The 20,909-nt window shown below is 40.3% G+C and carries 18 protein-coding genes; all 18 read left to right on the top strand.

Translation table 11 applies throughout. The features are described from left to right. The first annotated feature begins 16 nt into the window (after nucleotides 1-16). The 18 genes from bshC (at nucleotide 17) to ftsZ (ending at nucleotide 20,699) form a co-directional block, all read left to right on the top strand. A complete protein-coding gene (gene bshC / locus MHB41_RS07285) occupies nucleotides 17-1,636 on the top strand; it encodes a bacillithiol biosynthesis cysteine-adding enzyme BshC (RefSeq protein WP_340898768.1) in 1,620 nt (539 codons plus the stop codon). A 128-nt stretch (nucleotides 1,637-1,764) separates the two neighbouring features. Then, entirely contained in the window at nucleotides 1,765-2,196 is a 432-nt protein-coding gene (mraZ, locus tag MHB41_RS07290) for a division/cell wall cluster transcriptional repressor MraZ (protein ID WP_340898767.1), read from the top strand. A gap of 66 nt (nucleotides 2,197-2,262) precedes the next feature. Beyond that, nucleotides 2,263-3,195 (top strand): 16S rRNA (cytosine(1402)-N(4))-methyltransferase RsmH, encoded by a 933-nt coding sequence (rsmH, locus tag MHB41_RS07295; RefSeq protein ID WP_034281682.1) that lies wholly within the window; start codon nucleotides 2,263-2,265, stop codon nucleotides 3,193-3,195. 37 nt (nucleotides 3,196-3,232) lie between these two features. Then, nucleotides 3,233-3,580, top strand: a complete 348-nt coding sequence (ftsL, locus tag MHB41_RS07300) for a cell division protein FtsL (RefSeq protein ID WP_024424265.1) — start codon at nucleotides 3,233-3,235, stop codon at nucleotides 3,578-3,580. A 7-nt stretch (nucleotides 3,581-3,587) separates the two neighbouring features. Next, a complete protein-coding gene (locus MHB41_RS07305) occupies nucleotides 3,588-5,738 on the top strand; it encodes a penicillin-binding protein (RefSeq protein WP_034281955.1) in 2,151 nt (716 codons plus the stop codon). Between the two features lie 128 nt (nucleotides 5,739-5,866). Then, nucleotides 5,867-7,786, top strand: a complete 1,920-nt coding sequence (locus MHB41_RS07310; protein WP_024424263.1) for a stage V sporulation protein D — start codon at nucleotides 5,867-5,869, stop codon at nucleotides 7,784-7,786. 211 nt (nucleotides 7,787-7,997) lie between these two features. Then, nucleotides 7,998-9,473 (top strand): UDP-N-acetylmuramoyl-L-alanyl-D-glutamate--2,6-diaminopimelate ligase, encoded by a 1,476-nt coding sequence (locus MHB41_RS07315; protein ID WP_034281683.1) that lies wholly within the window; start codon nucleotides 7,998-8,000, stop codon nucleotides 9,471-9,473. A gap of 135 nt (nucleotides 9,474-9,608) precedes the next feature. Beyond that, a complete protein-coding gene (mraY, locus tag MHB41_RS07320) occupies nucleotides 9,609-10,583 on the top strand; it encodes a phospho-N-acetylmuramoyl-pentapeptide-transferase (RefSeq protein WP_003211854.1) in 975 nt (324 codons plus the stop codon). Beyond that, nucleotides 10,584-11,939: a UDP-N-acetylmuramoyl-L-alanine--D-glutamate ligase gene (murD, locus tag MHB41_RS07325; protein WP_268436511.1), complete on the top strand. Its 1,356-nt coding sequence runs from the start codon at nucleotides 10,584-10,586 to the stop codon at nucleotides 11,937-11,939. A 59-nt stretch (nucleotides 11,940-11,998) separates the two neighbouring features. After that, nucleotides 11,999-13,099, top strand: a complete 1,101-nt coding sequence (gene spoVE / locus MHB41_RS07330; protein ID WP_024424259.1) for a stage V sporulation protein E — start codon at nucleotides 11,999-12,001, stop codon at nucleotides 13,097-13,099. Nucleotides 13,100-13,295: 196 nt separating this feature from the next. Beyond that, the gene (murG, locus tag MHB41_RS07335) at nucleotides 13,296-14,390 is read left to right on the top strand and encodes an undecaprenyldiphospho-muramoylpentapeptide beta-N-acetylglucosaminyltransferase (RefSeq protein ID WP_024426929.1); all 1,095 of its coding nucleotides are present in this window, start codon (nucleotides 13,296-13,298) and stop codon (nucleotides 14,388-14,390) included. Nucleotides 14,391-14,421: 31 nt separating this feature from the next. Then, nucleotides 14,422-15,333 carry a UDP-N-acetylmuramate dehydrogenase gene (gene murB / locus MHB41_RS07340; RefSeq protein ID WP_034623687.1) on the top strand — a complete coding sequence of 304 codons (912 nt, stop codon included), beginning with the start codon at nucleotides 14,422-14,424 and terminating at the stop codon, nucleotides 15,331-15,333. A gap of 125 nt (nucleotides 15,334-15,458) precedes the next feature. Then, on the top strand, nucleotides 15,459-16,238 hold the full coding sequence (locus MHB41_RS07345) for a cell division protein FtsQ/DivIB (protein WP_024424256.1): 780 nt from the start codon (nucleotides 15,459-15,461) through the stop codon (nucleotides 16,236-16,238). After that, on the top strand, nucleotides 16,235-16,924 hold the full coding sequence (locus MHB41_RS07350) for a DUF881 domain-containing protein (protein WP_024424255.1): 690 nt from the start codon (nucleotides 16,235-16,237) through the stop codon (nucleotides 16,922-16,924). Before MHB41_RS07345 ends, MHB41_RS07350 begins: the two co-directional genes overlap by 4 nt. A 20-nt stretch (nucleotides 16,925-16,944) precedes the next feature. After that, on the top strand, nucleotides 16,945-17,670 hold the full coding sequence (locus MHB41_RS07355) for a DUF881 domain-containing protein (RefSeq protein ID WP_041117315.1): 726 nt from the start codon (nucleotides 16,945-16,947) through the stop codon (nucleotides 17,668-17,670). After that, on the top strand, nucleotides 17,670-18,038 hold the full coding sequence (locus MHB41_RS07360) for a small basic family protein (RefSeq protein WP_003210988.1): 369 nt from the start codon (nucleotides 17,670-17,672) through the stop codon (nucleotides 18,036-18,038). Before MHB41_RS07355 ends, MHB41_RS07360 begins: the two co-directional genes overlap by 1 nt. 159 nt (nucleotides 18,039-18,197) lie before the next feature. After that, nucleotides 18,198-19,520, top strand: a complete 1,323-nt coding sequence (gene ftsA / locus MHB41_RS07365; protein ID WP_034281692.1) for a cell division protein FtsA — start codon at nucleotides 18,198-18,200, stop codon at nucleotides 19,518-19,520. Between the two features lie 33 nt (nucleotides 19,521-19,553). Beyond that, entirely contained in the window at nucleotides 19,554-20,699 is a 1,146-nt protein-coding gene (gene ftsZ / locus MHB41_RS07370) for a cell division protein FtsZ (RefSeq protein ID WP_024426931.1), read from the top strand. The last annotated feature ends 210 nt before the right edge of the window (nucleotides 20,700-20,909 follow it).

Here is a 20,909-nt window from a genome sequence, read left to right on the forward strand (position 1 = left end):
AAAGGAAGTTCTAAACATGCAATTGACTGAACTTTCCATCCGAAGTCAGAATTTATTCATACGTGATTATATAGAAGAAAAAAAAGAGATGACTGCTTTTTTTGATTATGATATACATTCTGAAGACACATGGAAAAAGAGATACGACGATCTCATGGAAATGAGCTTCCCGCGCGAGGCTTTAGCAGATTATATGAGCGCATACCACGCAAAGTTTGAATCGGCAGCGATGCGTCAGAACATTGAAAAGATCCGTGACAAGCGGAGTGTCATGGTGGTTGGAGGACAGCAGGCAGGCCTACTTTCAGGACCGCTTTATACCATACATAAAATCATATCCATTATTCAGTTCGCAAAAGAAAAAGAATCAGCGCTTGGCGTTCCTGTGATTCCAGTCTTTTGGGTAGCAGGTGAGGATCATGACGTAGATGAAATTAATTTTGTCTACACATCCGGCGAAAAAGGTCCAGTCAAGCAAAAGCTGCCATTACATAACGTCAAAAAAACTGCGGCCAAAAGAACACCTCTGCATCAAGAAAAAACAGAAAAATGGCTCCGCGATGTGTTTTCAACGTTTGAAGAATCTGCGTATACTAATGACTTGCTTGATCAGCTTCTTCGATGTTTACGCAAATCACAAACGTTTACGGATTTCTTTGAATGGATTGTATGCGACCTTTTTGAAGAAGATGGACTGCTTCTATTTAATTCAGGAGACTTAGGCGTCAAACCACTTGAGCGTACGTTATTCAAGCACATTGTCGAGACAAATGATGCAGTCACAGCTCGTTTGAATGAAACGCAGGCTGCCATGAAACGAGCGGGATATCAGCCGATCATTGAAGCTGGTGACAATCAGGCGAACCTGTTTTACGAATATGATGAAGAGCGTTTCCTTATTGAAAAAGAAAACGGCCAGTTTTCTATATCAGAAGTGGGGCTTACGTGGACAAAAGAAGAGCTTTTGCAGGAAATTGAGGAGCACCCAGAACGGTTCAGCAACAATGTGGTGACGCGTCCCTTAATGCAGGAAACCCTTCTCCCAACACTTGCTTTTATGGCAGGACACGGTGAAGTCAACTATTGGGGAGAACTGAAAGGAATCTTTGAGCATTTTGAATTAAAGATGGCACCCGTTCTTCCAAGACTGCACGTGACCATTCTTGAAAGGCACATCGATAAGAAGCTGCCGGTCAGAGAACTTTCTCTAGAAGAAGTGCTCACAAACGGAGTAAAAGAAAAGAAAGAGGCTCACTTTGAGCAAAGCCTTCCAGACAGCTTTGTTCAAGCCGTTGATCAAGCGAAACGTGAATTAGCGAATGTTCATGGCGTATTGAGGCAAGAAGCACTGGAGGTTGAACCAAACTTCGAACAGCTGCTAGATAAAAATGCCAAATTTATCGAAGACCAGCTTCAATTTGTTTATCAAAAGGTGGCGCAGCGTGTGGAAGAGAAGGAAGGATATATCCTTCGAGATTTTGAACGGATTGAAAACAGCTTAAAACCATTAGATGCCCCGCAAGAAAGAATTTGGAATATCATGTACTTTTTAAACAAATATGGTCCAGAATTCTTCAAAACGTTCAAAAATCTGCCATTTTCATTTCAAAACAAGCAGCAAATTGTCAAACTTTGAAATAAAGTTTTAATGAACCCTGACTAGTTCAGGGTTTTTTTTTATGTAGAAACAGTGTAAAATAAGTTTTGTGGAGAGAAGTGGTGGATAGTGGAGAGTAAGGGTGAGAAAGTGGGGCTCTGATTATCATGTTCATGGGTGAATACCAACATACGATTGATACAAAAGGGCGCATGATCATCCCTGCTAAATTTAGAGACGGTCTCGGAGAACAGTTTGTGCTGACGAGAGGGCTTGATCAATGTTTATTTGGCTACCCTATGAGTGAGTGGAAACTAATCGAAGAGAAACTCAAAGCACTGCCGCTAACGAAAAAAGATGCACGTGCGTTTACCCGGTTCTTCTTCTCTGGCGCAGTTGAATGCGATCTGGACAAGCAGGGGCGCATTAACATCGCATCAAACCTACTCCAATATGCAAAACTCGAAAAAGAATGTGTGGTCATCGGCGTTTCAAATCGAATTGAGTTGTGGAGTAAGCCGATCTGGGAACAATATACAGAAGAGCAAGAAGATTCTTTTGCTGAAATTGCTGAAAACATGATTGGATTTGATATATAATAATCCCTTGTGCAGCAAGCTTTCTACACATTCATTTCTATTTGAAAAAGGTGGGACCATAACATCATGTTCCAACATGAGACAGTATTATTAAAAGAAACAGTTGACGGTTTAAACGTCAAAGAAGACGGTACATATGTAGACTGCACGCTGGGCGGAGCAGGTCACAGCTCATATTTACTATCTCAACTATCAGAAAAAGGTACATTGATTGGATTTGACCAAGACGATGCTGCACTGGATCATGCACGAGAGAAGCTCGCGGATTCTAAAGCGAACATTCTTTTCATAAAGAGCAACTTCCGATATTTAAAAGAACGTCTGAATGAACAAGGCATTACAAGCGTAGACGGTGTGATTTTTGACCTTGGGGTTTCATCTCCTCAGCTCGACACACCAGAGAGAGGCTTTAGTTATCACCATGATGCACCTCTTGACATGCGAATGGATCAAACAGCCGCATTGTCGGCAAAACAAGTGGTGAATGAATGGCCATTTGAAGATCTAGTTCGGATTTTCTACAAATATGGGGAAGAAAAATTCAGCAAGCAAATCGCACGCAAAATTGAAGAAGCTAGAAAAAAAGGACCAATTGAAACAACGGGTGAGCTTGTCGACATTATCAAAGAAGGAATTCCCGCACCTGCAAGACGAACTGGCGGACATCCAGCAAAAAGAGTGTTTCAAGCGATCCGAATTGCCGTAAATGATGAATTGAAAGTTTTTGAAGAAGCACTAGAACAAGCAATAGAGTTACTCAATCCGAAGGGGAGAATTTCTGTCATTACATTCCATTCACTTGAAGACCGGATTTGTAAAAGTACATTTAAAGAAATGTCTTCTCTTCCAGAACTTCCGCACGGACTACCAGTGATTCCAGAAGGACTTGAACCAAAGCTGAAGCTGATCACGAGAAAACCAATCGTTGCATCAGAACAAGAGCTGGAACATAACAACCGTGCCCGTTCAGCGAAGCTCCGAATTGCAGAAAAAAAGTAAAACGACACCATAGATGATGATAAAAAGGAGGTTTCTTATGAGTAATTTGGCTTACCAAAGAGAAGTAAAACAATATCAAACAGAGCAGCAAGGCCAATCGGTTGTTATTAAAAGAAGAGGTTCTATCACACTTGGTGAAAAAATCTTACTTGTCATGTTTGTCATGGCTCTTATGTGCAGCTCCATTCTCATCATTTCTAAAGCCTTTGCTGTCTATCACGCTAATATTGAAGTCCAGAAATTAGAACAGCAAGTATCTTTAGAATCGAAGAAGATCACTGAGCTTCAAAAAGAAAAAGACTTGCTGAGTGAACCGGAGAGAGTCATTGATACTGCGAAAAAAGCAGGCTTAAGCATTTCGAAAGATGTTAAGAAGGTCGATTAAGATGGCGATGCCTAAAAAGAATAAAATGATGAACAGAGGCGCGGCAATTGCGAGTATTTGCTTCGCCCTGTTTTTCTTTATCATCCTTGCACGTTTTATCTATATTCAGATTACAGGAACGGTCGATGGCCAAGTGTTAGCCGCAAAGGCAAATGAACAATATCAATCGAAGAAAACACTTGAAGCCAAAAGAGGGTCTATTTTAGACCGAAATGGAAATGTGATTGCAGAGGATACGTCTGTTTATAAGCTCATTGCGGTCATGAGCAAGAAAATGACAGTCGACCCAAAGCACCCGATGCATGTCGTCGACAAAGAAAAGACAGCAAAAGAGCTGTCAAAAGTCATTGATATGAGTGAAAGCGAAATTTTAAAGCGTCTGAATACTAAAGGTGCGTTCCAAGTGGAGTTTGGTAAAGCTGGGAAAGACATCAGTTTTTCAACAAAGGAAAAAATTGAAAAGCTAAAGCTTCCAGGGATCGCATTTGAAAAAGACACGAAGCGATATTATCCAAACGGCATGTTTGCGTCGAACCTGATCGGTTATGCAAGATTAGATGAGGCAACGAAGGACATGTCAGGCGCGATGGGACTTGAGAAGGCGCTGAACAAATTTTTAAAAGAAAAAGACGGCTATGTGACATATAACAGTGACAGAAGCGGATGGGCTCTTCCAAATAGTAAAGAAGACATTGTCGCTCCGAAGGATGGGAAAAATGTCACGCTGACTATCGATCAAAAAATCCAGGCGTTCCTTGAAGAAAGTATGACGCAGGTTGCCAAAAAATATAAACCGAAGAAAATCATTGCCACAGTCGTTGACCCAAAAACGGGAAAGGTGCTCGCGATGGGACAGCGGCCAAGCTTTAATTTAAATGAATTAGACATTACGAATTATAACAATGATGTCATTTCATATGCGTTTGAACCAGGTTCAACGATGAAAATCTTCACACTTGCTGCAGCAATCCAAGAAGGGGTCTACCAAGGCAATGATAAATATCAATCTGGTACTTATAAAGTAGGAGGAGGCCTTGTAAGAGACCACAACAATGGAAATGGCTGGGGAAAAATTGACTTTCATGAAGGTGTTCTCCGTTCGTCTAACGTAGCTTTTGCAAAGCTGGCAAAAGAAAAACTAGGCTTCACGCGCTACGAACAATATTTGCAGAAGTTCCATTTCTATGACAAAACAGGTATTGACTTGCCGAACGAAGCGTCTAGTAAAATCAATTACAGATACGAATATGACAAAGCATCGACGGCTTACGGTCAAGCGTCTGCCATTACACCGATTCAACAAATAGAAGCAGCGACAGCGATAGCAAACGGCGGAACGATGATGAAGCCATATGTCATTGATCATATTACAGACCCGAACACAAACAAAACAATTTTACAGCACGAACCAACAGTAGCTGGAAAGCCAATTTCCTCTGATACAGCAAAGCAAGTCCGTGACATTTTAGGTGAGGTGGTTTCCTCGAAGATTGGAACAGGCCAGCCTTACCAAATCAAAGGATTTGACGTTGCTGGGAAAACAGGAACAGGACAAATTGGCGGTGCCGGCGGTTATCTCAAAGGAAGAAACGATTACGTCTTTTCATTTATGGGAATGGCGCCAAAAGATGATCCGAAGCTGCTCGTTTATGTAGCTGTACAGCAGCCGCAGCTGTCTGACACAGAAACTGGCTCTGCCCCAGTTGCACAAATTTTTAACCCAGTGATGAAAAATAGTCTGCTATATTTAAATATTGCACCAACAAAAACAGACGATAAAAAATCAGGCGAACAAAAAGTGAAGCAAGAAACAATGCCTTCATTCTTAGATTTAGAAGTGAAGCAGGCGGAAACAGAAGCCAAAAACAAAAACTTAACGCCTGTTGTCATCGGCGACGGCCTCTCCATTAAACGACAGTGGCCAAGTGCAGGCTCTGAATTCTCTGAAAGCCAGAAAGTTTTCTTGAAAACAGCAGGAAAAACGATAAAAATGCCTGATATGACAGGCTGGTCGAGACGGGAAGTCCTTCAATATGCATCCATTTCCGGTGTGCATATCGAAACAAAGGGACAAGGATATGCTGTCAAACAAAGTGTGAAAAGAGGATCGGAGATTTCAGATGAAGTCGTCACTGTGACATTTAAAAGTCCGAATTAACTGCAAAACCTAGCAAACCACTTGCTAGGTTTTTTCTTTTGCCGAGCGGGATAGACGAGACGTTCTACATAAGGACGGGCCTGCATATGATGGAAACAAGCCATATGTATGTAAGGAGTGAACCAGGCGTGCGAGTATCAAGTGTAACAGTGAGAAAACGATTGCTTTTCGTGCTGCTGTTTGGGGTGATCATTTTTTTCATCATAGATACTAGATTAGGATATGTACAGTTTATTATGGGCGAGAAGCTCACAAGCTTAGCAAAAGATTCATGGAGCCGGAACCTCCCGTTCGAACCAGAAAGGGGAGATATTTTGGACCGAAATGGGGTAGAGCTTGCGACGAACAAAAGTGCCCCATCTATATTGGTCGTCCCGCGGCAAATTAAAGATCCGGCAGAAACAAGCAAAAAACTGGCGGCAGTACTGAATATGTCTGAAGAGAAAGCGTACAAGCACGTCACAAAGAAAACATCCATCGAACGAATTTCTCCAGAAGGGAGAAAAGTATCTCATGAAAAAGCAAAAGAAGTCAGAGAGCTTGATTTAGATGGTGTTTATGTTGCAGAAGACAGCATCAGACACTATCCGTTTGGCAGTTTTCTTTCTCATGTGCTGGGCTTCGCTGGAATTGATAATCAAGGGTTACTTGGACTGGAAGCCTATTATGATGATGACCTAAAAGGTGAAAAAGGCTCTGTGAAGTTCTATTCCGATGCAAAAGGGCAGAAAATGCCAGATGAAGCAGATGATTATACACCGCCTAAAGATGGTCTTGATATGAAGTTAACTGTCGATGCGAAGGTGCAAACCATTATAGAACGGGAATTAGACAATGCGCAGGCAAAATATAACCCAGATGGGATGATTGCAATTGCGATGAACCCGAAGAACGGTGAAGTGCTTGGGATGTCGAGCAGACCGGATTTTGATCCAGCGGATTATCAATCAGTTGACTCGAAAGTGTTTAACCGAAATCTACCGGTGTGGAGCACATATGAGCCAGGTTCGACGTTTAAAATTATTACGCTTGCAGCAGCACTAGAAGAGAAAAAAGTCAATTTAAAACGCGATCATTTTTTTGACAGCGGTTCTGTGACAGTTGATGGTGCAAGACTTAGGTGCTGGAAAAAAGGCGGCCACGGATCACAGTCATTTTTAGAAGTGGTTCAAAACTCCTGTAACCCCGGTTTTGTTGAACTAGGCGACCGTCTAGGAAAGGATAAATTATTTTCCTATATTAAAAATTTCGGGTTTGGCCAAAAAACAGGAATCGATCTTCAAGGGGAAGGACGAGGTATTTTGTTCCCGCTGGACCGGGTTGGTCCTGTAGAGCAGGCGACAACTGCCTTTGGTCAAGGTGTATCTGTTACGCCGATACAGCAAGTAGCTGCCGTAGCAGCTGCGGTAAATGGCGGAACACTTTACACGCCGTACATTGCAAAAGAATGGATAGATCCAATCACAAAAGAGGTAGTGAAAAAGCAATCACCGATTGCCAAAAAGAAAGTGATTTCAGCAGAAACATCCAAAGAAATCAGATATGCGCTTGAAAGTGTAGTCGCTCAAGGAACTGGCCGAAATGCATTTGTTGAAGGATATCGAGTTGGCGGAAAAACAGGGACAGCACAGAAAGTAAAAGACGGCAAGTACATGGAAAATAACCACATTGTGTCGTTTATCGGGTTTGCGCCTGCTGATGATCCAAGTATCGTTGTATATGTGGCTGTAGATAACCCGAAAGGCACTATTCAATTTGGCGGGACAGTTGCTGCACCAATTGTGGGTCATATTATGCGGGACAGCCTGCCTGAGATGGGTGTGAAAAAAAGAAAAGGACAAATTGAAAAGAAGTACCAGTGGCTGGACACAAAAACCATTGAAGTACCGAATCTTGTAGGGGGATCTGTTTCAGACCTTGAATCCTTACTGATTAACCTTAAGATCGATGCTTCTGGAACGGGCAGTAAAGTGGTGAAGCAATCACCTGCTGCCGGGACAAAGGTCAAGGAAGGCTCCACCATCAGATTATACTTAAACGATGAATAATAAAGAATGAACAGAGGGTAGCCGCACTCATTCGGCTGCCTCTTTTTGTTGAAAGAGAAGGTCTGTTTGAAAAAAAGAGCCTAAAGTGTGTTTTTTCCAAGAGAAACTTAAGGAATACGCTGGATGTATCCTTTTTTTTACGATAAAATATAGACTGTGTGTTTTTTTCACAAGACATGCACGTGAACGAATTTGAGAGGTTTGATATGAAATGAAATTACAAGAACTCCTTACATACTTTAAAAGTGAAAATGACGAATTAATAAACGAAAATCCTGATATCACTTCCATTGAAATGGATTCAAGAGAGGTGAAAAAAGGAAGCCTTTTTGTCTGTATAAAAGGCTATACAGTAGATGGACACGATTATGCTGAAAAAGCGGTGAAAAGCGGGGCTGCAGCGATTGTAGCAGAACACCCTCTTAACATATCAGATGTACCAGTCATTATTGTAAAACACTCTCAAAGAGCTCTTGCAAGAATAGCTGATGCGTTTTACGAGCAGCCAACTCATAAGCTGAATCTCATCGGGATCACAGGAACAAACGGAAAAACTTCGACAACACACATGATTGAACAAATGATGAGAAAAGCTGAAAAGAAAACAGGCTTAATCGGTACAATGTATATGAAGGTGAATGATGACATTCTCGATGTGAAAAACACTACACCTGAAAGTGTCACACTTCAGAAAACCTTTAAACAGATGCTTGACCAAGATGTAGACACAGCCATTATGGAAGTTTCATCACATGCACTGCATCTTGGCAGGGTACATGGATGTGATTATGATATTGCCGTTTTCACAAACCTTTCGCAGGACCATCTTGATTACCACAACACAATGGAAGAATATAAACATGCGAAAAGCTTGCTATTTTCACAGCTTGGCAGTGCCTTTCATCACGATAAGCCAAAGCATGCGATTTTAAATGCAGATGATGACGCTTCGAGTTATTATGAAAAAGTTACAGCTGCTGAAGTCATGACATATGGCTTAGAGCAAAAAGCAGATGTGATGGCAAAGAATATTCAAATCAAACCGAAGGGAACTCAATTTGATTTGATCACTCCAATTGGCACAAAAAATGTGACAGTTGCCCTCATCGGTAAGTTTAATGTGTACAACATCCTAGCAGCTGTATCAGTAGGGATCGTATCTGGCTTAACATTTGAAACGATTGTAAGTGCTATTGAAGAGCTGGAGGGAGTCAAAGGCCGATTTGAACTTGTGAACTGTGATCAAGATTTCCCTGTTATCGTCGATTACGCCCATACACCTGACAGCTTAGAAAATGTCCTGACAACGTGTAGAGAATTAACAGAGGGCAAAATTTTCTGTGTGATAGGCTGCGGCGGCGACCGTGATAAAACAAAGCGTCCTCAAATGGCCCAAATCGCTGTGAAGTATGCAGATGAACCTGTATTTACATCAGACAACCCAAGAAGCGAAGATCCTTCAGCTATTTTAAAGGATATGGAAAATGGGGTGCCAGACGCATATTATCATAGTTTTGTGAATCGCAAACAAGCCATCTTTTTTGCAATTGCCAATGCGAAAAAAGGCGATACAGTCTTAATAGCGGGTAAAGGTCATGAGACATATCAAATCGTCGGCGATCAAGTTTACGATTTTGATGATGCAAAGGTTGCTATGGACGCTATTTTAGATCTAAACAAATCTTAAAATGATGAAAAGAGTGTAATGAAATGAAGCATTTTGTACAAAAACAACATACGAAGAACGCGAATGAATACCTTATTAATGAATGTGATTTTCTGATGGAAAACGGCTTTGGAAATTCGGAAGGAGTAAAGAACGATGCTTGAACAGGTGATATTGTTTACAATCATAATGGGATTTTTAATCAGTGTTCTTTTATCCCCGATTTTTATTCCGTTTTTAAGAAGGCTTAAATTTGGTCAAAGTATTAGAGAAGAAGGACCACAGTCTCACCAAAAGAAATCAGGTACTCCGACAATGGGCGGAATTATGATTATCTTTTCTATTACCATTACAACGATTGTGATGATCAACAAATTTTCTGAGATTAGTCCAGAAATGTTTTTATTATTATTTGTCACGCTTGGCTACGGTCTATTAGGATTTTTAGATGATTATATTAAAGTAGCGATGAAACGAAACCTAGGTTTAACCTCGAAACAGAAATTAATTGGTCAAATTGTGATCGCAGTGATTTTTTATGCAGTCTTCCATTATTATCAGTTTGCAACGACGATTCGTATTCCAGGAACAGATGTGAGCTTCGATTTAGGATGGGCTTACTTTATCCTTGTCGTTTTCATGCTTGTCGGAGGTTCTAATGCCGTGAACTTAACGGATGGACTGGATGGTCTATTATCTGGAACCGCGGCTATTGCCTTTGGAGCCTTTGCAATATTGGCTTGGAATCAATCACAGTACGATGTAGCGATATTTTCAGTAGCTGTTGCTGGAGCCGTTCTTGGGTTTCTTGTGTTTAACGCGCATCCTGCAAAAGTATTTATGGGTGATACAGGGTCGCTTGCTTTAGGCGGAGCGATTGTAGCAATTGCGATTTTAACAAAGCTTGAAATTTTACTTGTCATTATTGGAGGAGTATTTGTTGTCGAAACGTTATCCGTTATTCTTCAAGTGATCTCCTTTAAAACAACTGGAAAAAGAATCTTTAAGATGAGTCCGCTTCACCACCACTATGAGTTAGTTGGCTGGTCTGAGTGGAGAGTAGTTGTCACCTTCTGGACAGCTGGTTTATTACTTGCTGTTTTAGGAATTTACATCGAGGTGTGGTTATAATTGAATAAGATGCAAATGTTAAAAAACGAACATGTACTAGTATTAGGTCTTGCAAAAAGCGGATATGCGGCAGCTTCAATTCTTCATGAGCATGGAGTAAATGTCATAGTAAATGACCAAAAGCCGTTTGAAGAAAATGAACCTGCTCAGCTTCTTTCTGAAAAGGGGATTGATGTCATTTGCGGCAGCCATCCTCTTCGTATGTTCGATGATAAAGAAATTACGATTTTAATTAAAAATCCAGGAATTCCATATGAAAATGTGATGGTTCAAGAAGCGCTTCGCCGCGGAATTCCAGTTTGGACGGAAATAGAATTAGCTTATCATTTAACCTCAGCTCCTTTTATTGGGATCACTGGATCAAATGGAAAAACCACTACCACGACTTTGATTTATGAAATGTTGAAACAAGACAGTCAAAAAACTTTAGTGGCAGGTAATATTGGCACGGTTGCCAGCGAAGTCGCTGCAAAGGCAGCTGGCGATGAGTGGATCGTAACTGAACTCTCTTCTTTTCAGTTAATGGGAACAGTTGATTTCAGACCTAAAATCAGCTTAATATTAAATATTTTTGATGCACATTTAGACTATCACCACACTCGTGATGAATATGAAAAAGCAAAGCAGAAAGTATACGCACATCAACTTGAAGATGACATAGCTGTTATTAACCTCGATGATCCATCAGTCGTAAAACTGGCTGAAGCTTCAAAAGCAAAAAAAGTGTTTTTCTCAGTGAAAGAGCAAGTAGAACATGGTGCGTATATTAAAAATGGTGCGATCTACTACATGAATGAACATATCATCGATTTAAAGGATGTTGTTCTTCCTGGTGAGCATAACCAAGAAAATATTTTGGCGGCTATTTGTGTTGTGAAAAATGCAGGCTGTTCAAATGAAGCAATCGCACACGTTCTCACGACATTTAGTGGAGTGAAGCATCGTCTGCAGTTTGTAGATACAATTCAAAGCAGAAAATTCTATAACGATAGTAAAGCCACCAATATACTGGCAACAAGTAAAGCATTGTCAGCTTTTAATCAGCCGACCATTTTACTAGCTGGCGGGCTTGATCGCGGCAATGAATTTGATGAATTGAAACCTTTTATGAAAAATGTAAAAGGAATTATCACATTTGGTGAGACGGCACCTAAGTTTGTGAAGCTTGGTGAAGAACTGGGAATACATCACGTAAAACATGTCGATAATGTTGAACAAGCAGTACCTGCGGCGTTTAACATTTCTGAAGAAGAAGACGTGATTTTATTATCCCCGGCTTGTGCAAGCTGGGATCAACATAAAACATTTGAAGAACGTGGAGACATGTTTGTAAACGCCGTGCATATGCTTAAATAAGGGCTTGTCTCTCGTATGACTGACAGCCCAAATGAAATTATGCTTGGGGTGTCGGTCTCTTGACGAATAAGAAAACTTCTCCGGACTTTTTGCTTGTTGTCATTACGTTACTTTTATTGACGATTGGTTTAATTATGGTGTACAGCGCTAGTGCTGTGTGGGCATCGTATAAATTTGATGATTCGTTTTATTTTGCAAAAAGACAGCTTTTGTTTGCCGGAATCGGAGTTATCGCGATGTTTTTCATTATGCGAGTCGATTATTGGACGTGGCGGACTTGGTCAAAGATATTGATTGCTGTTTGTTTTCTCCTTTTGCTGCTTGTACTTATTCCTGGTATCGGTATGGAGAGAAATGGATCAAGAAGCTGGATCGGTGTCGGTGCGTTTAGTATTCAACCCTCTGAATTTATGAAGCTTGCGATGATTGCGTTTCTTGCAAAATTCTTATCTGAAAAACAAAAAAATATCACATCCTTTCGTAAAGGTTTCGCACCAGCATTAGGCATTGTATTTTCTGCATTTGCCATCATCATGCTGCAGCCAGATTTGGGAACAGGGACGGTAATGGTTGGAACCTGTATTATTATGATATTTGTTTCAGGTGCGAGAATTGCTCACTTTATATTTCTCGGTCTTTTAGGGCTCAGCGGATTTGCTGCACTAGTGTTATCAGCGCCCTACCGCATAAAACGAATTACATCGTACTTAAATCCTTGGGAAGATCCACTAGGCAGTGGGTTTCAAATTATTCAATCCTTATACGCTGTTGGTCCAGGCGGTCTGTTCGGAATGGGTCTCGGTCAAAGTAGACAAAAATTCTTTTATTTACCTGAGCCTCAAACAGACTTCATCTTTGCAATATTGTCTGAAGAGCTCGGCTTTATAGGAGGATCACTCATTTTGCTGCTCTTTAGTGTTCTATTATGGAGAGGCATACGAATAGCACTTGGAGCCCCAGACTTATATGGAAGTTTCCTAGCAGTTGGTATTATTTCTATGGTTGCCATTCAAGTGATGATTAATATCGCAGTTGTTACTGGACTTATCCCTGTGACAGGTATCACGCTCCCATTCCTAAGTTATGGCGGCTCATCACTGACATTAATGCTGATGGCAATTGGCGTACTCTTGAATGTAAGCAGGTACGCTAGATATTAGTGCTGCTAGTTCATGAAACCATGATGACATTTATTTTGCAAAAGTACAAAAAAATGATTTGAAGAGTAGAAATGACAGATTTTGTATTGGAAACATGTTTTTCGACTCTTCTTTACAGGTTTTAACGGAGCCCTGTTGTTTAAAACAGGGTTTATACTTTGTTCAGAGCAGAAAAAAATTGAGGGGAAATGGTATAATGCGTATAGTAATCAGTGGAGGCGGAACAGGCGGACATATTTATCCAGCCTTAGCTTTTATTAAAGAAGTGAAAAGACTGCATCCTGATGTAGAATTTTTATATATTGGTACTGAAAATGGACTTGAAAAGAAAATTGTAGAAAGAGAAAATATCCCTTTCAAGTCCATAGAAATTTCAGGGTTTAAAAGAAAGCTTTCCTTTGATAACGTAAAAACGGTGATGAGATTTCTAAAAGGCGTTCAAAAAAGCAAATCTTACTTAAAGGAATTTAAGCCAGATGCGGTCATTGGAACAGGTGGTTATGTGTGCGGCCCTGTCGTTTATGCAGCTTCTAAGCTGAAAATCCCGACCATTATTCACGAACAGAACAGCCTGCCTGGTATCACAAATAAGTTTCTAGCAAGATATGTTGATAAGGTAGCCATCTGCTTTGAAGAAGCAAAGGCACATTTTCCTTCTGAAAAGGTTGTATTTACGGGAAACCCTAGAGCCTCTGAAGTCGTCTCTATAAAAGAGGGGAAATCTCTGAAGGAGTTTGGACTGGATGAAACGAAAAAAACGGTTCTTATTTTTGGCGGGAGCCGGGGGGCTGCGCCGATTAATAGAGCAGTTATTGACATGCAAGATGCATTAAAGGCTAAGAACTATCAGCTTTTATATATCACGGGTGAGGTTCATTATGAAAAAGTGCTGAACGAACTAAAGGAAAAAGGTGCAGCACCTAATATGATCACAAAGCCTTTCTTGCATCAAATGCCGGAGTATTTGAAATCGATTGATGTGATTGTTGCAAGAGCCGGTGCCACAACGATTGCTGAGGTGACAGCCCTTGGAATTCCAACTATTTTTATTCCAAGCCCATACGTGACGGCAAATCACCAGGAAATCAATGCAAGATCACTAGAAAAGCATGACGCTGCAATCGTTTTAAGAGAATCAGAGCTTTCTGGAGAAAGCCTCCTTCATGCCATTGATGAAATTGCTGGTAATGAAGAAAAATTAAACGAAATGAGCCGTTTAACAAAAGAACTTGGAGTACCAGATGCGGCTGGACGTTTATATAATGTATTAAAAGAAATTACGACTACATGATGGAATGATATTAGGTAAGGCGGAGGGTAATATGGAGAACTTGAAGAATGAATTATTAGAAGCGCAAGTCGGTAAAGTGCTTGAAAATGAGCCGCTTGCAAATCATACGACAATGAAAATAGGCGGGCCGGCAGATCTATTGATCGTTCCTAAAGATATCGATTCAGTTAAAACGATCATGGATCAGATAAAAAAACACCACGCGGACTGGACGGTTATTGGAAGAGGGTCAAATTTACTCGTACTTGATAAAGGAATACGTGGCGTCGTCCTGAAGTTAGGCGCTGGACTTGATCACTTAACTGTAAATGATGAAGAAATTACAGTTGGCGGCGGCTATTCTGTTGTAAGGCTTGCAACGTCTCTTAGTAAGCAGGGTCTTTCAGGGCTGGAATTTGCAGCTGGTATCCCAGGGTCTATTGGCGGCGCTGTTTATATGAACGCAGGTGCGCACGGATCTGATATCAGTAAGATTCTTGTGAAAGCGAGAATCTTATTTGAAGATGGAAGCATCGAGTGGCTAACAAATGAGCAGATGAACTTTAGCTATAGAACGTCTGTCCTTCAAAAGGAACGACCAGGCATTGTTCTCGAGGCCGTGTTTAAGCTCAAACAGGATGATCGCGAGAAAATCACAAAGAAAATGCAGCAAAATAAAGACTATCGCAAGGAAACACAGCCTTATAATCGACCATGTGCCGGAAGTATTTTTCGAAATCCGCTGCCTGAATATGCAGGACAGCTTGTAGAAAAAGCGAATTTAAAAGGGTACCAAATTGGTGGAGCAAGAATCTCTGATATGCATGGCAACTTTATTGTGAACGCTGGCGGGGCAACTGCTCAAGACGTGCTGGACTTAATCCAGTACATCCAAAAGAAAATTAAAGATGACTACAATGTAGAAATGCATACAGAAGTAGAAATTATCGGTGAAGCAAAATAAAAGCAAGTCTTATGAATGATGGCATCACAGGAAAACAAACGGCATGAAAGAATGCCGTTTGTTTTCTCATCAAAAGATGACCCAAAGGTGTGGACAAGCAGCTTTGAATGGGGTGAAGAATATATATGCGGCCTGATCATGAAAATGAAAAGATCGTCAATATAGAAGAACGAATTCCTAAAATTAAAGAACAAAGGAAGCAGAAAGCGAATCGGAGACTAATCTCTTTTATTCTACTGTTTTTTATCATGGTTTTAATCATTATTTATTTGCAGACACCAATCAGTAAAATTTCTTCTTTAACTATTACGGGTAATGAGCATGTCCCTACAAAACAGCTTGTGAAACTTTCCCAGATTAAAGAAGGCGAAACAGAGTTTTGGAATTTAAATAAAGATTTAACAGCAGATCATATTAAGCAAAACAAACTGATTAAAAGTGTCAGTATCAAAAAACATTTTCCAAATAAGGTTAGTATTGCTGTCAAGGAATATGCCAATATTGCGTATCTTCAAAAGGGAAATTTATACTATGAGCTTCTTGAAAATGGGACAGCATTACCAGAAGAAGTCACACCAAGTCATGCAGGACCTATTTTTGTTGATTGGGACAATAAAGAGAAGCTGAAGCAAACGGTTAGATCTTTAAATCAGCTGCCAGCCTCTATTCAGGAACTCATCTCAGAAATATATTATGTGCCAACAAGCTCAAACCAGTGGCTCGTTAAATTTTATATGAATGACGGGAACACCGTGATTGCATCAATTAAAACATTCGCTGATAAAATGAAAACCTATCCTGCCATTGTAAAAGAACTTTCGCCATCAGAAAAAGGCACAATCCATATGGAAGTCGCGACGTATTTTGAAGCGTTTAAATCTAAGAAAAAGGAAGATGAACGTTGAGAGGCAAAACAGTTATATTCTCAATTGTCATGCTTGTTCTTGGTTTTCTGATTTCTTTTTCATACCAATATACTAAGCAGCATCAGGCAGATGTCATTCGAACAGAGCAATGGAAAAAAGAATACTCCTTGAAAAGTCAGCTGACAAAGCAAGAAAAGGCGAATCAGAAACTTGAAAAAGAATTATACAGTCTTCAATCACAGGTTCAAGCCACTGAGTCCAATTTGAAAAATGAAAAAGAGCAGTATTTTAATGTATTGGAAGATGTTGAGAAATACAGGATGTTTACAGGAGAGATCGGTGTAAAAGGAAAAGGGGTAAAAGTATCCCTTGAAGATGCATCTTATATCCCGAGTGGACAAAATGTCAATAATTACATTGTTCATGAGAGCCACATTTTTCATGTGATAAACGAACTGTTTATATCAGGGGCCTCTGCCGTATCTATTAATGGACAGAGAATTACACACCAATCATACATACATTGTAACGGCCCAGTTGTCACAGTTGACGGTGTTCAGCATCCAGCGCCATTTGTTATTTCTGCTATTGGTGATCCGGCTGTGTTAATACCTGCATTAAATATTGCAGGAGGAGTGGTCGATCAGCTGACAAGTGATCACATTTCGATGACGATTGAAAAAAAGGATATTCGTATGAATCCTCTTTTAAAACACAAAGATTAAAAGTGAAAAGGTGAGTGGTGTTGAGGAAAAAGAAGCCTTTACTTAGTTTGACAGCCTTAATGGTGATATTCGGCATCATGGTCTCCATCCAATTTAATTCATTGCAAAAGCCCAAAGTTCGTGATACTCGCGATGTGTGGGAGCTAAGAGAGGATTTATCTGCATCTAAAAGTAAAGAATTGGATTTACTGAAAGAAATTGATAAATACGATGAAATGCTGAAAAAGTATGGTCGTCAAGGAGATCAATCAAAAGAAGCTCAACTAACTAAAACATTAAAAGATTTAAAAGAAAAGGCTGGTTTTACAGAAGTGACAGGGGAGGGAATTGAAGTTGACATCTCTCAGCTCTTCTCCAAGGATCTGACCGGGGAAGAAGTGAAAAATATCCCCCCTGATCTTCTGAAAAAGCTAATCAACGAAGCCAATATGTATGGAGCAAAACATATTTCTATTAATGACCACCGTGTGATTAATACAAGTGTGATTCGAGATATTAATGGTACGACGAAAATGGATGGCTACAGCTTAGATGGTGATGAAGTGACCATCAAGATGATCAGCGACCAGGCCGACAAATTATACAGCCGTTTAAATGTATCAGATATTGGTGATTTGTTTGCTCAGGAAAATTTCGGCTTAAGTATTAGCCAGCCGAAGCAGCAAATTCAATTAAAAGCATATGACGGTGCAATTCAGTTAAACGAGTTGAAGCCTCTTGACGATGTAAAGGAGGGAAAATCTTAATGTGGCTTCCTGTACTTGGCTTAATCATAGGAGTTGCGATCGGTTTCTTAACAAATTTTACGATACCGAATGAGTATTCTAATTATCTTTCCCTCGCTGTACTTGCTGCGCTTGATACATTGATTGGTGGAATCAGGGCACATCTGCAAGGGGCATACGATGAACTAGTGTTTGTATCAGGCTTTTTCTTTAATATTATACTTGCAATAAGTTTAGCTTTTCTGGGCGTCCATCTTGGTGTAGACTTGTATTTAGTCGGAATGTTTGCTTTCGGCGTTAGATTGTTTCAAAATATAGCAGTTATTCGCAGAATTCTACTAACAAAATGGACAATTTCTAGAGAAAAAAAGAAAAAAAGTGAGTCATAAAAAAGGATATACATATGATGTAACGAATATTTTCAGTAATCCTAATAAAAAATGTTGATTTTTTAAGTTTTGTTACACACTTGTAAAAACACATTCATTGTATTGTTGTTCAGCAAATAATAGAATAGAAAGTATTGATATGTGAGGAGGTGCCATAGAATGAACAACAATGAAATTTACGTCAGCCTTGACATCGGTACATCCAATATAAAAGTCATCGTCGGAGAAATGGCGGATGATTCGCTTAACATTATAGGTGTTGGAAATGTCCCTTCAGAAGGGTTAAAAAAAGGATCGATTGTTGATATAGATGAGACAGTTCATTCTATTAGACAAGCATTTGAACAGGCTGAAAGAATGGTAGGTTTTCCTTTACAAAAGGCGATTGTCGGAATTAACGGAAACCACATTCATATTCAGAACACGAGCGGCGTGGTCGCAGTATCTAGTGAAAACAAAGAAATACATGCTGAAGATGTGAGACGTGTCTTAGATGCTGCACAGGTAGTATCTATTCCTCAAGAACATCTCGTCGTAGACGTCATCCCGAGACAATTTATCGTCGACGGAAGAGATGAGATCACTGATCCGAAAAAAATGCTTGGTGTTCGGCTAGAGGTGGATGGAACGTTAATTACAGGTTCTAAGACGATTCTACATAACTGGCTCCGATGTGTAGAAAGAGCTGGAATTGAAATTATGGATATTTGCTTGCAGCCGCTCGCATCGGGCTCAGCAGCATTATCGAAAGATGAAAAAAATCTAGGGGTAGCTCTCGTCGATATTGGCGGCGGATCTACAACGATTTCCGTATTTGAAAACGGGCATCTCTATTCTACTCACAGTATCCCTTTGGGCGGAGAGAACATTACAAAAGATTTGTCTATAGGACTTAGAACTTCTACTGAAGAAGCTGAACGAATCAAAAAACAATTTGGACATGCGTTTTATGATGAGGCATCGTCTGAGGAAACATTTGAAGTTTCTGTCATCGGTACCGATCAGAAACAGACGTATACACAGCTTGAAGCGGCTAATATCATCGAGGCGCGGCTGGAAGAAATCTTGCTCTTTGTGGCAGAGGAATTAAGAAATATGGGTGTCCATGATTTGCCTGGAGGATTCGTTTTAACAGGTGGACAGGCAGCTATACCAGGTATCCTTTCTCTTGCACAAACGGTCTTGCAAAACAATGTTAGAATTGCAAGTCCGAATTATATTGGGGTGAGAGAACCTCAGTATATGACAGGAGTGGGTCTGATCCACTTTGCTTATCGCAATGCAAAGATTCAGGGCAGACAGGTTGGATTCCAAATGCCGGATGAGGCGTTTCATGAAGTAGGCGCATCCATGGAGCCGGTTTCTTCTGCACCACAAGTGAAAGAAGCGCAGCCAAGACCGAAAGTAAAACAAAAAGCACAAGAAGAGACAAATAAAAAACCGGGCAAAATGAAAAAACTATTTAATATGTTCTGGGAATAGAATTAGATTTTCGACGGATTAGGAGGATTCAGCATGTTGGAGTTTGAAACAAATATAGACGGCCTAGCATCAATTAAAGTAATCGGAGTAGGTGGAGGCGGAAATAACGCTGTCAACCGAATGATCGAAAATGACGTACAAGGTGTCGATTTCATTGCAGTCAACACAGATGCACAGGCTTTAAATCTATCAAAAGCAGAAACGAAAATGCAAATCGGTGCTAAGTTGACAAGAGGGCTTGGAGCAGGTGCGAATCCTGAAGTCGGTAAAAAAGCTGCTGAGGAAAGCAAAGAACAGATTGAAGAAGTATTAAAAGGCGCAGACATGGTCTTTGTTACTGCTGGTATGGGCGGTGGAACTGGTACGGGTGCTGCACCTGTCATTGCAAAAATCGCAAAAGATTCTGGTGCATTGACAGTTGGAGTCGTGACTCGTCCTTTCACATTTGAAGGAAGAAAGCGTCAGCTTCAAGCAGTTGAAGGAATTGCTTCTATGAAAGAAGCAGTTGACACTTTAATTGTGATTCCAAACGATCGCTTGCTTGAAATTGTTGATAAAAACACGCCAATGCTTGAAGCATTCCGTGCAGCAGATAACGTGCTACGACAAGGTGTTCAAGGGATCTCAGATCTTATTGCCACACCAGGTTTAATTAACCTTGACTTTGCTGACGTGAAAACGATCATGTCCAATAAAGGTTCTGCTCTTATGGGTATCGGTGTTGCGACTGGTGAAAATCGTGCCGCTGAAGCTGCGAAGAAAGCTATTTCTTCACCACTTCTAGAAACGGCAATCGACGGTGCACAAGGTGTCATCATGAATATTACTGGTGGTACGAACCTAAGTCTTTATGAGGTACAAGAAGCAGCGGACATTGTGGCTTCTGCATCTGATGAAGATGTAAACATGATTTTCGGTTCTGTCATTAATGATAACTTGAAGGATGAGATTGTGGTAACCGTGATCGCAACTGGATTTATTGAGCAAGAGCCAGAGGTGTCAAAACCACAAAGAAATCCATTAGGGCAAGGATTAAAGCAAAATCAATCCATTCCTCAAAAACGTGAAGTAAAACGTGAGGAACATCAGCAGTCATCATCTCAGCCGAGACAAAATACACAATCAAGCGATGATACGCTGGATATCCCAACGTTCTTGCGCAACCGTAATAAACGTTAATCGAGTATCACTCATCCCCTTCCACCGGAAGGGGATTTTTTCATGTCCAATATATAAAGAAACCCGCATCACTACTAATCAAAAAGTCTTAAATGTGTCTGGATTACTTTATCCAACATATGTATTTCGACTTAGAGTGATTAAGTAAAAAGAATCATTTTTAAATCCTATTACAAAAAGCGACAAAATGATGAACTTTATTTGACTACA

The sequence above is a fragment of the Bacillus sp. FSL H7-0578 genome (assembly GCF_038630855.1).
Classification (GTDB): Bacteria; Bacillota; Bacilli; order Bacillales; family Bacillaceae; genus Bacillus; species Bacillus safensis.

Coding starts and splice junctions, on each gene's coding strand:
- bshC (WP_340898768.1), top strand. CDS start 17: ATGCAATTGACTGAACTTTCCATCCGAAGTCAGAATTTATTCATACGT.
- mraZ (WP_340898767.1), top strand. CDS start 1,765: ATGTTCATGGGTGAATACCAACATACGATTGATACAAAAGGGCGCATG.
- rsmH (WP_034281682.1), top strand. CDS start 2,263: ATGTTCCAACATGAGACAGTATTATTAAAAGAAACAGTTGACGGTTTA.
- ftsL (WP_024424265.1), top strand. CDS start 3,233: ATGAGTAATTTGGCTTACCAAAGAGAAGTAAAACAATATCAAACAGAG.
- MHB41_RS07305 (WP_034281955.1), top strand. CDS start 3,588: ATGCCTAAAAAGAATAAAATGATGAACAGAGGCGCGGCAATTGCGAGT.
- MHB41_RS07315 (WP_034281683.1), top strand. CDS start 7,998: ATGAAATTACAAGAACTCCTTACATACTTTAAAAGTGAAAATGACGAA.
- mraY (WP_003211854.1), top strand. CDS start 9,609: ATGCTTGAACAGGTGATATTGTTTACAATCATAATGGGATTTTTAATC.
- murG (WP_024426929.1), top strand. CDS start 13,296: ATGCGTATAGTAATCAGTGGAGGCGGAACAGGCGGACATATTTATCCA.
- murB (WP_034623687.1), top strand. CDS start 14,422: ATGGAGAACTTGAAGAATGAATTATTAGAAGCGCAAGTCGGTAAAGTG.
- MHB41_RS07345 (WP_024424256.1), top strand. CDS start 15,459: ATGCGGCCTGATCATGAAAATGAAAAGATCGTCAATATAGAAGAACGA.
- MHB41_RS07360 (WP_003210988.1), top strand. CDS start 17,670: ATGTGGCTTCCTGTACTTGGCTTAATCATAGGAGTTGCGATCGGTTTC.
- ftsA (WP_034281692.1), top strand. CDS start 18,198: ATGAACAACAATGAAATTTACGTCAGCCTTGACATCGGTACATCCAAT.
- ftsZ (WP_024426931.1), top strand. CDS start 19,554: ATGTTGGAGTTTGAAACAAATATAGACGGCCTAGCATCAATTAAAGTA.